Here is a 14,416-nt window from a genome sequence, read left to right as displayed (position 1 = left end):
TTATGCCATCGAACCCTGTTCGCCTCGCCGCACGTGCTGTGATTATTCACAAGCAGCGGCTTTTGCTCGTGAACGCATGGCCAAAGGGGCGCAGCACGTTGCTATGTGCGCCCGGTGGCGGTGTCGAACCCGGCGCGTCGCTGCCCGATAACCTCGCGCGCGAGGTACAGGAGGAAACCGGCCTGACGGTCCGCGTCGGGTTGCCCTGCCTCGTCAATGAGTTTCATGATCCGCGCAGTGGATTTCATCAGGTGGAGCTGTTCTTCAGATGCTCCATTCTGGGGGATGCGAACATACCTGACAACTGGCAGGATCCCGAAAAGATCGTGTCGCACCATGCCTGGGTGCGCCGGGAGGACATGTCCGGTCTGAACGTGAAGCCGAGCAGTCTTGCGGATATTGCCTTCGACCCGGCAACTCCGCTCAGGTACGATCCGCTTGAACAGATCGTGATGTGACGGCAATCGCAATCCCGCTGATCACCAGAAGCGTCGCAAGCGCGACAAGCGGCGTGATTGTTTCGCCCAGCAGGACCGCCCCGCCAATCAACGCGATGATCGGCACGCTGAGTTGGATGACGGCCGCAACACTTTGCTGCAAGCGCGGCAAGACCGTGTACCACAAGGCATAACCCAAACCGGAGGTGACGCCGCCGCACAGGATCGCGAGTGCAAGTCCAAGCGCGGTCGTCCGGGAGGCCAGGCCCACCAGCACAACCGCCAGTACGGGCAGGCACAAAATGAAGTTCGCCGTGGTCGCGGCAAGCGGGTCGGGGGACGCCCGGCCAGAAATCGTGTACACGGCCCAGCCCAGCCCCGCAGCAATCATGAACCCGGCCCCGACAATATTCGCTTGCCCGCCCGGCCCCGGCCACAGGGCCAAAAGCAATCCGGCAAAGGCAATTGATGCGCCCACGACCTGCCGGTGGGTGGGCGAAGAGCCGGACATCGCACCATGCGCGAACATGGAGACCTGAACGACGCCAAAGAGAATCAGGGCGCCGAGACCCGCATCGAGGGTCAGGTAAGCCAGCGAAAAACCCGCCATATAGGTTGCCAGACTGCACGCGCCGACCACACGGTTGCGTTGCAACAGATGCAGGCTGCCACCCCGGATTGTCATGATCATGCCCAGCACGACCGCGCCGGAAAGGACGCGCATCAATGCAAAGCTGCTCGGATCGATGAAACCACCATCAACGGCAAGACGCGTCAGCACCGAGTTGGCGGCGAAGGCGATCATGGTCAACGCCGTAAGAAGAAAGAGCCACATGAAATCGCCATAGCCGTTCTTTCTGGAAGAGCCAAGCCGCTCGATCATCAACAGTCGCCGCGGGTGTGCCGAAGCGTCACGCGGGTGTGTTCTTCTGGTCAGGATTCCCGGCGGATGGTGACAGCAGGCTGCCCGAGGTCTGCGCGTCGCCAGCCTTGGCTAAACCAGCAAGGTCTGGGTGCAGAGGCCGCCAATGCCAAGCGGTGGTCAGGCCAGCATGGAGTTGCGACTGCAACGGTCGACGTCAACGGGGGGCGCGGGTTCCAACGACCCCTCGTACTGCGCGCTGAAGACCGCTTCGCGAATTGCTGTCTCAAGCAGATCCGGGGTCAGGAATGCCTTTTTCAGAACAGGGTGGCAACCAGTGCTCAGGCCATATTCGAGCTCGGGCCTGTCGGTCCCGCTGATCATGATCGCGGCAGCACCGGGTACCCCGCCGTGAATGGCACTGAGAGCATCGAGACCTGATCCCGAAGGCAAGTGGTAATCCACAAGATAGAGATCATGATTTCCGGACTGCAGTGCACGGTCAAACTGTGCGAGGTCGGCCACGTCTTCCACGGTCATGATCAAGCTGGTCTGGCGGCACAATCGCCGCATCCTGGCGCGGTCAAAACGGCAGTCGTCCAGCAGAAGGGTTCGTATGGGCCCAAACAACGGCAGAGCTGAAAGGGCCGGGAAATCATGGTTTAGAAACATAGGCTTTCTGCCTTTTTGGTGATGTGACACGCGGACATGCCGCGCGCCCGGATGTGGCGATGATCGGACTGTTCAGACGGTCGAAGGTAAAATGGAGGTGATCGGGTTTGCTGGGATCACGCGGGCAACCGGACTTCGATCGTTGTGCCCCGCCCTTCGCTGATTTCTTTGATTGACACGCTACCTTCATATAGCAGCGCGATTTTTCGGGTAATGGCCAAGCCCATACCGCTGCCTTCCACCTCGTCACGGGGTCGCAGTGTTGTCATCGCCCCTAGAACCCGTTCGTGATAGCCTGCCGGAATACCGGGGCCGTTGTCGCGCACGGTTAACACGACCTCATGCCGGTCACGATAACAGGCCACGACGATCTTTCCGATGGTGCGATCATGGTGTTTCACGGCATTCGAGATCAATGCGGTCAGCAGCGTCATGATGTCCCGTTCGCCAATCTTCAAGACATCACAATCGAGAGCGCGCAGGACGGTAAAGCCTTGTGGAATATGTATTTCTTCAAGAACTTCACTCAGGGCCGCGTCGATTTGAACCTCCTCGACGTTCTGCATCCGCCCGACCCGGGAAAACGTCAGCAAATCCACCAGCATACGGTCCAATCGGCCGGTATGCTTGTTCATCAACTCGATGCTCTCGGCAACCGATCCGTCGATCTTGACACCGGCCTCGGTCAGGTCCTCGGCGATCCATTGGGGAAGCTCGATCAGAGCGCGCACCGAATTTCGCACATCATGGCTGATCAGGTAAATGAAGTCTTCAAAGTCTTTGGACGTGGGTTCCGAGGACGCGGCGGCCGATGAGGGGTCGGGCGCGCGTGGCGTTGCACTGGGAATCATGGGGCGTTGTCCTCGATACTGATTGTTGACCGGCACGCTAGCAGCCCGCACTAAATACACTGTTAACGGCGCACCAAAGCGCAGAGAACAAGCACAACACGGACGGTGCCCGCCTGTCGCCCCCGGGAACAACTGGTCGGGGCGACGGGCAGGCAGAGATTTCAACCCCTGAAGCTCATCAAAAATTTCCGCCAAGCCAATGGGACACTTATGGCCCTGGGATTGCGCTATCTGACCCAAAAAATCAATAAAATGCGATATAGATCAACTACTTATTTCCACCACGTGAAACGAAAAATCATTGAGTAACAACTGGCGTCAAGCAACGTGATCGCGACAAAACCTGCATGGATATCGGCCGTAGACTTGATACCCGGGCGGCGCAGGTCCGACATGGTCCACAACGAACAGGCCATTTGAGATGGTTGTTGTTATTCAAAGCGATGCCAGGTGTGAAAAAAGAGGTGACTCTCGAACTGGTTGATGCTGGCGCGATCAGCATAAACGCGGTGGAGAGAACTCCTGAATTCGCCAATGCTGCGATCATTGCAACAGGCGGACAAGACGCGCTGAGACGGTACTGCCGGATTGTTGAGCGACTGGCCCGACCGCGCAGACTGCGGACTCCGGTAATGCACGCGGCGATATGCGGACCCGTCACGCATAAAAAAGGCCCGCCTTTCGGCGAGCCCCTTTTTCTCTAAAGATGGGAACAGCTTACATCATGCCGCCCATGCCGCCCATGTCGGGCATGCCACCGGCAGGTGCTGCGCCCTCTTTGGCGGGTTTGTCGGCGACCATGGCTTCGGTGGTGATCAGCAGACCAGCAATCGATGCGGCGTCTTGCAGAGCAGTACGGACCACCTTGGCCGGGTCAATCACGCCGAACGCGAACATGTCGCCATATTCTTCGGTCTGCGCGTTGAAGCCGAACTTCAGATCATCGCTTTCACGGATCTTGCCTGCGACAACCGACCCGTCAACACCGGCGTTTTCAGCGATCTGACGCAGCGGCGATTCGAGCGCCTTGCGCACGATACCGATACCAACGTTCTGATCGTTGTTCTCGCCTTTCAGACCTTCGAGTGTTTTACCGGCCTGAACCAGAGCCACACCACCGCCGACAACGATACCTTCCTGAACCGCAGCGCGTGTTGCGTTCAGCGCGTCATCAACGCGGTCCTTACGCTCTTTCACTTCAACCTCGGTCATGCCGCCGACGCGGATCACCGCAACACCGCCTGCCAGCTTGGCAACGCGCTCTTGCAGTTTTTCACGGTCGTAGTCGGATGTGGTTTCTTCGATCTGCGTGCGGATTTGACCAACCCGGGCTTCGATCTCGGCTTTCTCGCCAGCACCGTCCACAATTGTGGTCTCGTCCTTGGTGATCTGTACCTTCTTGGCCGAGCCCAGCATGTCCATGGTCACGGACTCAAGCTTCATGCCCAGATCTTCGGAGATGACCTGACCGCCTGTAAGGATCGCAAGATCCTGCAGCATGGCTTTGCGGCGATCGCCGAAACCAGGTGCCTTCACAGCCGCGATTTTCAGACCACCGCGCAGCTTGTTGACCACGAGGGTCGCCAGCGCTTCACCTTCCACGTCTTCGGCAACGATCAGCAGCGGCTTTTGCGACTGGATCACTTGCTCAAGCAGCGGAACCATTGGCTGAAGCGAAGACAGCTTCTTCTCGTGCAACAGCACGATGCAGTCTTCCAGCTCTGTGGTCATCTTGTCGGCGTTGGTGACAAAGTAAGGCGACAGGTAGCCGCGGTCGAACTGCATGCCTTCGACGACGTCGGTTTCTGTTTCCAGGCCTTTGTTTTCCTCGACGGTGATCACACCCTCGTTGCCAACTTTCTGCATCGCATCCGCGATTTGCTGACCGATTTCGGCTTCGCCGTTGGCAGAGATCGTACCCACCTGCGCCACTTCTGCGCTGTCGCTGACTTCACGCGACGCAGCTTTGATCGCTTCGACGACCTTGGTTGTCGCCAGATCGATGCCGCGCTTGAGGTCCATCGGGTTCATGCCGGCGGCAACCGATTTCATGCCTTCCTTGACGATGGCCTGGGCCAGCACAGTTGCGGTGGTTGTCCCGTCGCCTGCTTCGTCATTGGTCCGCTGGGCCACTTCCTTGACCATTTGCGCACCCATGTTCTCGAACTTATCTTCCAGCTCGATCTCTTTCGCCACCGATACACCGTCCTTGGTGATGCGCGGAGCGCCGAAAGACTTGTCCAGAACCACGTTGCGGCCTTTCGGGCCAAGCGTGACTTTGACCGCGTCTGCAAGGATGTTCACACCCTTGAGCATACGGTTACGGGCATCGGTGTCGAATTTGACGTCCTTAGCAGCCATGTTTTTTTCTCCTCTTGAGAATATCTATTTAGAGTTCAGCGATTGAAAATCAGAGCAGCCGACAGGCTTACTCGATGATCCCCATGATGTCGCTTTCCTTCATCATCAGCAGTTCTTCGCCATCGAGCGTGACTTCCGTGCCGGACCACTTGCCGAAAAGGATTTTGTCACCGGCTTTGACAGCCATGTCGATCAGCTCGCCGCTGTCTTTGCGGGCACCTTCGCCACACGCAACAACTTCACCCTCGGAGGGCTTCTCTTTTGCGCTATCGGGGATGATCAATCCGCCGGATGTTTTTTCTTCGCTTTCCGTGCGGCGTACCAGCACGCGGTCATGAAGCGGTTTCAATGCCATCTTTGTAGCTCCTTAAGGCTCAAAGTTTCTCCCAATTGATCCGAACTGCTTTGCAGTTGATCCGGACCGTTACCACTCGCTACTGTCGAGTGCTAACGGCGCATAGCTAGGCATAGTCCCATTTCGAGTCAACAGCGGTGATTGCAAAAAATGCATGAATTTGCCATCTCCCGAGCGCCCGGCTGCTTTTTTCACTAGCTGCCCAGAAGCGACCCGGCTTGCGACACCGCGGCAGCACCCGCAGGTGTCAAACCATAGACACCCGTCTCAACCTTCTCGAACCACCCGTAGTGATCATCCCGCATCATGCGCGTGGCATGTACGATGCCTGTCGCACGTGCGGCATCTGCCCCTTTGCACGCGCCCACTTCGTAAAGGTATAGCGCAATCTTCAAAGCATCCTGCCGATACGCCGTCACGAGACCAGACCGTGTTTGCCCACCCGCGTTAGGGTCGCCGACACGGCGGGCGAATTCGCGCAACAGGGCCTCGGAACGTTTCTTGTTCTTGCGCGGTGCATAAGGTCCGGGGTCGCAGTGCACCTGGACCAGACCGTCCGTCAGCCTGACCGTGATCACGCCCAATCCAAGGCGTCGCGCCAGTCTGACATTATCCTTTACGGCCTTCGTAAACCGTTTGCCGGGCTGGTGCCTGACAGCAAGATAGACATCATCGGACACCGCCAGACGGTCAATGCACTGATGGAACAGCGTCAGCGAAAACCCGAGCTTGAGTTCCACGACAATCGGGGGCTCGCCACCCCGCAAGGCAACGACATCCGCCGCACCGACCTCGGACTTCACCGAATACCCCTGCGCCTCCAGAAAGGCCTTGATGGGGGGATAGAGGTCTGTTTCACGCACGTCCGGCAAACGGGTCTCTCGTCTTATCGTGATCGAATCGCTCCTGCCAGTCTTTCGGGAAAACACGCGCATTGCCAGACATCCGGGGCACCCTTAGGCTCGGCGCATGACCCGAGATGAATTCAACCGGTTTTGTGCCGCCATGGCACAGACAACCCACGTGGTTCAATGGGGCAACTCGGATGTGTGGAAAGTCGGAGGCAAAGTCTTTGCAATATGCGGCTGGAACGACGGCGCGGACGCTTTTACCTTCAAGGCGTCGGACCTTGCATTTGAAGTTCTGCAAAACGCGCCGGGGATCCGGCCTGCCCCCTACCTCGCATCGCGCGGAATGAAGTGGTTGCAGCAGTATAACGAAAGAGGCCTGTCAGACGAGGAATTGAAAAACCATATCGTCGCCTCCTATGACCTCGTTGTCGCCGGGATGACCCAGAAGAAACGCGCTGAACTGGGCCTGTGATGCTGCGGCGCAGCGACAGCGGGGTGACAAGGCTGATCGCCGTGTTATAAGGCGCGAAAATCTGTTTCTAGCAATTGTAGGACTACCCGCATGACCACGCTCGTTTTTGGCCACAAATCCCCTGATACCGACAGCACCGGATCTCCGATCATCTGGGCGTGGTACCTCAACCAGATCAAGGGCGTTGATGCGAAACCCGTCCTTTTGGGCGAACCCAACACCGAGGCCCTGTTTGTTCTGGACCGCTGGTCACTGGAAAAACCGGAGATTATTTCCGAGGTGGCACCGGACACACCCGTCGTGATCGTCGACACGAACAACCCTGCCGAACTGCCGGACAATATCAATACGGCGGATATTCAGGGCATCATTGATCACCACAAGCTCGTCGGCGGACTGGAGACGAAGGGCCCGATCGACATCCGGATTGAACCCTTGGCCTGTACCGCCACCATCATGTGGAAAATGATTGGCAAGGACATTGCGCAGATGCCCCGCGACATTCAGGGGGCAATGCTTTCTTGCATCCTCAGCGACACGCTGGAATTCCGCAGCCCGACCACTACGAATGAGGATAAGGCAATTGCCTGGGATCTGGCACAGGCGCTGGACATCAACATCTCGGAGTATGCCGCCGAAATGTTTGCCGCCAAGTCGGATGTCTCCGCTTTTTCAGACGCCGAATTGCTGCGCATGGACAGCAAGGAATACAAGGTGGGTGGCAAGCAGTTCCGGGTATCGGTTCTGGAAACAACCGCGCCGCAGCTGGTGATGGACCGCAAGGATGCCCTGATGGCGGCAATGCCCGGCGTAGCAGACGAAGACGGCGCGGATCAGGTGCTGCTGTTCGTGGTCGACATCCTGGAAGAAGAAGCGACATTGCTGGTACCGAACGATCTGGTGAAATCCATCGCCGAAAAAAGCTTTGACGCGAAAGTTGACGGAGACACCGTGGTGCTTCCCGGCATCATGAGCCGAAAGAAACAGATTATTCCGAACCTCAAGGTCTGACCGAACCGGGCCCCGGCATCTTGATATCGGGGCTTTGACGGGCTGGGTTGGCTGCATCCGTGGCCGCGTGCCTGATACCAACACAAGGACAGGACGCTCCATGACACGCATTATCAACGCCCTGAGCGAGATTGCTCCGCAATATGACGCGCTTTTCGTCGATCTGTGGGGCTGCGTGCACAACGGGGTCGCAGCCCTGCCCGATGCGGTTGCCGCCCTCAGGACCTACCGTGCGTCCGGTGGCAAGGTGGTCTTGGTCACCAATTCCCCCCGCCCCCGGGCAGGGGTGGAAAAGCAACTGATCGGATTCGGTGTGCCGGATGACAGCTGGGACACGATCGCGACCTCGGGGGACAGCGCCCGCGCCGCCATGTTCCGCGGGGTTGTGGGCGAGAAGGTCTGGCACATCGGCTACCCGGGAGAAGAACGCTTCTTCGAGCCGATTGGCGTGGTTCATGATCCCGTCAATGTGCGCACCGTGCCGCTGGATCAGGCGGAAGGCATCGTGTGCACCGGTCCGGCCGATCCCCTTGCGGACCCCAGCGTGATGCGACCTGAATTCCTGATGGCCAAACAGCGCGGCCTGAAACTGCTGTGTGCCAACCCCGACATCGTTGTGGACAGGGGCGAGCAGCGGGAATGGTGTGCCGGTGCTCTGGCACAGCTGTACACCGAAATGGGCGGCGAAAGCCTGTACTTTGGCAAACCGCATCCGCCGATTTACGATCTGGCGCGTCGCAGGCTCTTTGCCCTTGGCGCGGATGTGCCCGACAGCCGCATTCTGGCGATAGGCGACGGGGTTCTCACGGATATTGCAGGCGCCATGGGTGAAGACATCGATTCGCTGTTTATTTCCGGCGGTCTTGCGGCGGCAGAAACCAAGACCGGCACAGACCCTGACCCGGATGCCCTAAGGGTTTATTTACAAAAAGAAATGTCCAGCCCGACCTTTACAATAGGTTACCTTCGCTGACCTATTTTTCCCTTGCTTTTCTGCGCCTGCGAAGTAATTAAGTTTCAACAATCACATCGCAATGCTCAGAAAATTACCGGAAGGGTCATCATGTTGGACAATCTGCCCCGCGGAACAATTTGCATTGAAGACATCGAGATGGGGATGTCCCGCTATCTGCAAAAGGTGGTGACCGATGAGGACATCGAGATGTTCGCGCAGATTTCCACCGACCGGAACCCGGTGCATCTGGATGACGATTACGCGCGGGATACGATTTTCGAAGGGCGGATCGCGCATGGCATGCTGACGGCCGGGTTGATTTCCGCCGTGATCGGGGAGCAGCTGCCGGGCCACGGCACTGTCTACATGGGACAATCGCTGAAATTCCTGGCGCCGGTGCGGCCTGGTGATCTTGTGCACGCCGAAGTCACCGTCATCGACATCGAAATGGCAAAGCGTCGGGTCAAGCTCGATTGTCACTGCTCCGTGGACGGCAAGAAGGTTCTGGTCGGCGAGGCCACGGTAATGGCACCCTCGCGCAAATTCGACTGATCTGAACGCATGTCCGCAAGTGGCTGACCGCAATCTCCAGACGGCTTGCGTGTCATGCGCGCGGCGGTTACCCAAGGCGCATGAGAACCATCCGGGATTACCAATTCGTCGCCCCAGAAGACCGCGGGGCCAGCGCCGCGATCGGCAATTTTGACGGCGTTCACCTTGGGCATCAGTCCGTGATTGAGCTGGCCCGCTGCGCTGAACCGGACGCCCCCCTCGGGGTTGTCACCTTCGAGCCGCACCCCCGCGCCTATTTCGCCCCTGACGCGCCGCCCTTTCGCCTGATGAGCCGCGAAGCGCGGGCGAGCCGTCTGGAGAAGCTCGGGGTGGAAAGACTATACGAACTGAATTTCAACGCTGCCCTCGCGGCCCTGTCCCCCGAGGAATTTGCAAGGCGCGTGGTGGCCGACGGCTTCGGGCTGCGACATGTCATTGTCGGTGCCGACTTTTGCTTTGGAAAAGCGCGCGCGGGAACAGCCCGGCATTTGCAGCAGTTTGGACAGGACATGGGGTTTGGCGTCACCATTGCGCCCCTCGTTGCGCAGTCTGACAAGACCGTTTCATCGACCGCGATCCGCAAAGCGCTCAGCGCCGGTGACCCGCGCCTTGCCGCAGATATGCTGGGTCACTGGCACCGCATTGAAGGGCCCGTCATCGGGGGCGAGCAACGGGGGCGTGAACTGGGCTATCCCACCGCCAACATGTCCATCGAAGGCCTGCACCCACCTGCTTTTGGCGTTTATGCTGTTCTGGTGGATGTGCTCGAAGGCCCGCACAGCGGCAGTTACCGGGGCGTCGCGTCGATGGGGGTTCGTCCGATGTTTGGCGAGAACCGCCCAAACCTGGAAACCTTCATCTTCGATTTCAAGGGTGATCTCTACGGCGCGCCCCTGTCCGTCGCCTTGGTCGAACACCTGCGGCCAGAAGAAAAATTCGACAGCCTTGACGCGCTGATCGCGCAGATGGACGCAGACAGCGCCGCGGCGCGCAGGATCTTGAGCACGCTGTGACGGATCCGATTGACCGCAAAGGGCTGAAACGCCGGTTCTGGGAAAGCAAGCCGCTGGCGAAAATGAGCCAGAAGGAATGGGAATCCCTCTGTGACGGCTGTGGCAAATGCTGTCTCAACAAACTCGAAGACGAAGACAGCGGCACCGTGGCCCTCACACGCATAGCCTGCCGCTTGCTGGACGATAGCACCTGCCGCTGCGCGCATTACGACAACCGCCACCAGTTCGTGCCCGATTGCATCGTGCTGAAACCCGACAACTTAGACACCCATGCCTATTGGATGCCACAAACCTGCGCCTACCGTCTGCTCTGGCAGGGCGAACCATTGCCCGACTGGCATCCGCTGATCAGCGGCACTGCGCAATCGGTACATGATGCCGGCGTTTCCGTGCAGGGCTGGACTTTAAGTGAATTCGATATCCCCGAAGATGATTGGGAAGATCACATCATTGAGGAGCCGACCTGATGTTTTTTGCTTCGGATAATGCTGGCGCCGCCCACCCGCAGGTGATGCAGCGCGTGATGGATGCAAACACCGGCTACGCCATGCCCTATGGTGCCGATCCGGCTATGGAGGAAGTCCGCACACAGATCCGCGAGATTTTCGAGGCGCCACAGGCCGCTGTGTATCTTGTTGCGACAGGAACGGCCGCGAACTCTCTGGCGCTGGCGTGCTATTGCCAACCCTGGCAGACGGTCTTTTGCTCCGACGTGTCGCATATTCAGGAAGACGAGTGCAACGCGCCCGAATTCTACAGTGGCGGCGCCAAGCTGAGCCTTGTCTCCGGCAGTGATAAAATGACCCCCGACGCACTGCGCGCCCGGATCGACATGGAAAATACGCGCGGTGTGCATGGCCCGCAACGCGGCCCCGTTTCGATTACGCAGGTCACAGAGCGTGGCAGCCTGTATTCCCTGCAAGAGCTGACCGCCTTGACCGCGGTCGCCACATCCTTCGATCTGCCGGTCCATCTGGATGGCGCACGGTTCGCCAACGCCCTTGTGCAACTGGGGTGTTCAGCGGCCGAAATGACCTGGAAGGCCGGTGTGGATGTTGTCAGTTTCGGAGGTACGAAAAACGGCTGCATGGGTGTTGAGGCGGTTGTTCTTTTTGACCCGGATAAATCGTGGGAATTCGAACTGCGCCGCAAACGGGGGGCACATCTCTTTTCCAAGCACCGGTATCTCTCGGCGCAAATGGCCGGCTGCCTGGACAAGGGGCTTTGGTTGCAAACCGCCAAGGCTGCCAATAAAAACGCCGCGCGCCTTGCTCAAGGGCTGCGCAGCCGGGGTGCTGAATTCCTGCACGAACCGCAAGCGAACATGATTTTTGCGCGCTTCCCACGCCGGGTGCACGAACGGCTGCATGATGCAGGGGCCATGTATTACATGTGGGAGTGCACGTTGGACGGCGATGATCCGGACGAAATGCTTGCCGCGCGACTGGTATGTGACTGGTCGATCCGTCCCGACCAGATCGACTTATTCCTCAGCCACTTCGAGTAACGCGGCGATCTCGCGGGCCACCTCTGCCGGATGCGTGAGAGGCGCCATATGCCCTGCCCCCGTGATCACAGCCCGCCGCGCACCGGGAAGGCGCGCAGCAAGGCCTGTCTGAATGGCATCAATCACATCGGCAGTTCGGTCACCCTGTATCAGCAGGCAAGGCATCAGGGCCCTGGCCAGAACACCCGGTTTCATCATGCCGGCGTTATCGTCGATGATGGCAGCCGATTGCCCCGACACGATATGGATGCGATCCGACATGTACCGGCGTGTCGCTTCGGGAATGTCATCCCATTTGGTGCCATCCCCCCAGAACCGGTTAAAGAGGCGGGCCGCCTGCAATCTGTTCCCCTCGCGCAACGCCGACAAAAATGGTTCGGCTTCGCTTTCATATGCCGACACTGTTTCGGGCGCATCAACCAGCGCCGCAGCAAAGAAAACCGGTTCGATCAACGTCAGGCTGCGGATCAGGTGCGGTTGCTCGACGGCCAGCCTCAACGCGACAGTGGCCCCGAAGGAATGCCCGATCACATCCATTGGCTGGGTTAAATACCGCCGTGCTGCGTCGGTGCAAAGCTGGTGCAGATCGCACCGGCCATCCCAGTCATCGCTCTTGCCATGGCCCGGCAAATCCATGGCAACAAGCGTCAGACGGTCCTCCAGCGCCTCTCCGAGCCTGCGCCAAGCGCCAGAATGCCCAAGTGTGCAATGAAGCGCCAGCGCCTGTCTGCGTCCTTGCCCATAAGTTCTTGCATGGGTGTGGAAATCCGCGTTCATACCTTCCCGGACAAATGCGCGTCCAGATCATCAATACGATCCTGACCCCAGAAACGCTGACCGGTATCGGTCACGTAGAAAGGTGAGCCGAAAACCCCCTTGTCGACCGCTTCCTCGAGATTGGCGGCATAGGTTTCCGCACCAACCAGAAGGCCGCTGTCAGCCAGCGCGGGATCAAACCCGGCCTCTTGCAGACAAGCCCGCACAACGGCGTCCTCGGCAATGTCTTTTTCATCCGCCCAGACCGACCGGCAGAAGGCAGCCATCAGCTTGCCCAGATCACCGCCGCCCGCGTTCTGGGCCGCGATGAAGGCATAGGAAGACGGGGCGGCATTTGTCGGCCAATGCGCAGGCTGAAGGTTGAAAGGCAGCCCTTGCAATGCGGCCTGACGCACCAGATCCAATGCGCGATACTCGATCCGGCTGGGATGGCGATCCTTGGGCGGCGTTCCCCCCGTTCGGGCAAACAATGCCATGATATCCAGGGGTTTGTAGGTGATGGTTGCGCCGTGTTTCGCGGCAACCTCTTCAGCGCGATTCCCGGCCAGGTAGGCATAGGGGGATATGGTGGAGAAAAAGAGGTCGATATGTGCCATTTTGGGCTCCTTAAGCGCGCGCGAGTTCTTTGCCGATTGGTAAGGCCGTGTTAGGTGAAGTCAACATCACGAATCTGTCACAATTCCCTGTTGCTGCTCCTGGAAACCTCCCCCATGCCCCACGTCCAAGAACCCAAATTGATCTCCGGCAATGCCAATATGCCGCTTGCAAAGGCCATTGCCCGCCGCATGTCTATGCATCGCGGCGTTCAAATGGGTCTGGTGGATGCGCGCGTCGAACGGTTCAATGACGGCGAGATTTTCGTGGAGGTTTACGAGAACGTGCGCGGCGAGGATATGTTCATCCTGCAATCCACCTCGAACCCGGCCAACGACAACCTGATGGAACTGCTGATCATGGCCGATGCGCTGCGCCGATCATCCGCTGCCCGCGTCACGGCCGTGCTGCCCTATTTCGGCTATGCACGCCAGGACCGGCGCACCAAGGCGCGCACGCCGATCACCGCGAAACTGGTGGCCAATATGCTGGTCGGCACCGGTATCGAACGGGTGCTGACGATGGACCTGCACGCCGCACAGATCCAGGGTTTCTTCGACATCCCGGTGGATAACCTCTATGCCTCGCCGATTTTCGCGCTGGACATCAAGACAGCATTCAAGGACCGCATGGGCGAGTTGATGATCGTCTCGCCCGACGTGGGTGGCGTGGCGCGTGCCCGCGAACTGGCCAAGCGGATCAATTCGCCACTGGCGATTGTGGACAAACGCCGTGAAAAACCCGGCGAAATCGCAGAAATGACAGTCATCGGGGATGTCACCGGGAAAACATGCCTTATTGTGGATGATATCTGCGACACGGCAGGCACGCTGTGCAAAGCGGCCGAGGTTCTTTTGTCCAATGGCGCGAAGGAAGTTCACTCCTACATCACCCACGGTGTCTTGTCCGGCCCCGCCGTGGAGCGTGTGACAAATTCCGTGATGAAATCCCTCGTCATTACAGACTCCATTGCCGCGACCGAGGCTGTCAAGAACGCGCCCAACATCCGCATTGTGCCGACCGCGCCGGTCTTTGCGCAGGCGATCCTGAACATCTGGAACGGCACCTCGGTGTCCTCGCTTTTTGAAGCCGAAACCCTCAGCCCGATCTATGACGGTATGTACGCTGCCGAATAGTCATGTGTTG

17 protein-coding genes are annotated in these 14,416 nt (G+C 58.7%); 9 read left to right on the top strand and 8 right to left on the bottom strand.

Annotation, left to right across the window (positions count from 1 at the left end; all coding sequences use genetic code 11):
• Positions 1–2 precede the first annotated feature (2 nt).
• Positions 3–458: an NUDIX domain-containing protein gene (locus KX928_RS22760; protein ID WP_219507525.1), complete on the top strand. Its 456-nt coding sequence runs from the start codon at positions 3–5 to the stop codon at positions 456–458.
• Here KX928_RS22760 and KX928_RS22755 read toward each other — a convergent pair.
• The 6 genes from KX928_RS22755 to KX928_RS22730 all read right to left on the bottom strand — a co-directional run bounded on the left by KX928_RS22755 (position 424) and on the right by KX928_RS22730 (position 6,410).
• Entirely contained in the window at positions 424–1,320 is an 897-nt protein-coding gene (locus KX928_RS22755; RefSeq protein WP_373274820.1) for a DMT family transporter, read from the bottom strand. The genes KX928_RS22760 and KX928_RS22755 overlap by 35 nt on opposite strands.
• A gap of 159 nt (positions 1,321–1,479) precedes the next feature.
• A complete protein-coding gene (locus KX928_RS22750) occupies positions 1,480–1,971 on the bottom strand; it encodes a response regulator (protein ID WP_219507523.1) in 492 nt (163 codons plus the stop codon).
• A gap of 116 nt (positions 1,972–2,087) precedes the next feature.
• A complete protein-coding gene (locus tag KX928_RS22745; protein WP_219507521.1) occupies positions 2,088–2,822 on the bottom strand; it encodes a sensor histidine kinase in 735 nt (244 codons plus the stop codon).
• Positions 2,823–3,539: 717 nt separating this feature from the next.
• Positions 3,540–5,183, bottom strand: a complete 1,644-nt coding sequence (groL, locus tag KX928_RS22740) for a chaperonin GroEL (RefSeq protein WP_219507519.1) — start codon at positions 5,181–5,183, stop codon at positions 3,540–3,542.
• A 67-nt stretch (positions 5,184–5,250) separates the two neighbouring features.
• The gene (gene groES, locus KX928_RS22735; protein WP_219507517.1) at positions 5,251–5,538 is read right to left on the bottom strand and encodes a co-chaperone GroES; all 288 of its coding nucleotides are present in this window, start codon (positions 5,536–5,538) and stop codon (positions 5,251–5,253) included.
• Between the two features lie 194 nt (positions 5,539–5,732).
• Entirely contained in the window at positions 5,733–6,410 is a 678-nt protein-coding gene (locus KX928_RS22730; RefSeq protein WP_219507515.1) for a DUF2161 domain-containing phosphodiesterase, read from the bottom strand.
• 97 nt (positions 6,411–6,507) lie between these two features.
• On the opposite strand from KX928_RS22730, the gene KX928_RS22725 reads away from it, so the two are divergent.
• The 7 genes from KX928_RS22725 (at position 6,508) to KX928_RS22695 (ending at position 11,899) form a co-directional block, all read left to right on the top strand.
• Positions 6,508–6,861, top strand: a complete 354-nt coding sequence (locus KX928_RS22725) for an MmcQ/YjbR family DNA-binding protein (RefSeq protein ID WP_219507507.1) — start codon at positions 6,508–6,510, stop codon at positions 6,859–6,861.
• 90 nt (positions 6,862–6,951) lie between these two features.
• The gene (locus tag KX928_RS22720; protein WP_219507498.1) at positions 6,952–7,872 is read left to right on the top strand and encodes a manganese-dependent inorganic pyrophosphatase; all 921 of its coding nucleotides are present in this window, start codon (positions 6,952–6,954) and stop codon (positions 7,870–7,872) included.
• Positions 7,873–7,972: 100 nt separating this feature from the next.
• Positions 7,973–8,845, top strand: coding sequence for a TIGR01459 family HAD-type hydrolase (locus tag KX928_RS22715; RefSeq protein ID WP_219507496.1), 873 nt, complete (start codon positions 7,973–7,975; stop codon positions 8,843–8,845).
• 90 nt (positions 8,846–8,935) lie between these two features.
• Positions 8,936–9,379: a MaoC family dehydratase gene (locus KX928_RS22710; protein ID WP_219507493.1), complete on the top strand. Its 444-nt coding sequence runs from the start codon at positions 8,936–8,938 to the stop codon at positions 9,377–9,379.
• Positions 9,380–9,459: 80 nt separating this feature from the next.
• Positions 9,460–10,392 carry a bifunctional riboflavin kinase/FAD synthetase gene (locus tag KX928_RS22705; RefSeq protein ID WP_219507491.1) on the top strand — a complete coding sequence of 311 codons (933 nt, stop codon included), beginning with the start codon at positions 9,460–9,462 and terminating at the stop codon, positions 10,390–10,392.
• On the top strand, positions 10,389–10,859 hold the full coding sequence (locus KX928_RS22700) for a YcgN family cysteine cluster protein (protein ID WP_219507489.1): 471 nt from the start codon (positions 10,389–10,391) through the stop codon (positions 10,857–10,859). Before KX928_RS22705 ends, KX928_RS22700 begins: the two co-directional genes overlap by 4 nt.
• Positions 10,859–11,899 carry a threonine aldolase family protein gene (locus KX928_RS22695; protein ID WP_219507486.1) on the top strand — a complete coding sequence of 347 codons (1,041 nt, stop codon included), beginning with the start codon at positions 10,859–10,861 and terminating at the stop codon, positions 11,897–11,899. The genes KX928_RS22700 and KX928_RS22695 overlap by 1 nt, the downstream gene beginning before the upstream one ends.
• Here KX928_RS22695 and KX928_RS22690 read toward each other — a convergent pair.
• A complete protein-coding gene (locus tag KX928_RS22690) occupies positions 11,876–12,676 on the bottom strand; it encodes an alpha/beta fold hydrolase (RefSeq protein WP_219507484.1) in 801 nt (266 codons plus the stop codon). The two genes, KX928_RS22695 and KX928_RS22690, sit on opposite strands and share 24 nt — an antisense overlap.
• Positions 12,673–13,272 (bottom strand): 2-hydroxychromene-2-carboxylate isomerase, encoded by a 600-nt coding sequence (locus KX928_RS22685; RefSeq protein ID WP_219507481.1) that lies wholly within the window; start codon positions 13,270–13,272, stop codon positions 12,673–12,675. Before KX928_RS22685 ends, KX928_RS22690 begins: the two co-directional genes overlap by 4 nt.
• Positions 13,273–13,386: 114 nt before the next feature.
• Between KX928_RS22685 and KX928_RS22680 the strand changes: the two genes are divergently transcribed.
• Positions 13,387–14,406 carry a ribose-phosphate pyrophosphokinase gene (locus tag KX928_RS22680; protein WP_219507480.1) on the top strand — a complete coding sequence of 340 codons (1,020 nt, stop codon included), beginning with the start codon at positions 13,387–13,389 and terminating at the stop codon, positions 14,404–14,406.
• Positions 14,407–14,416 lie beyond the last annotated feature (10 nt).

It is taken from the genome of Roseobacter insulae (genome assembly GCF_019375555.1).
Taxonomy (GTDB): domain Bacteria; phylum Pseudomonadota; class Alphaproteobacteria; order Rhodobacterales; family Rhodobacteraceae; genus Roseobacter; species Roseobacter insulae.
Note: the sequence above shows the minus strand (reverse complement) of the source record. Positions and strands in the feature narration are given on the sequence as shown.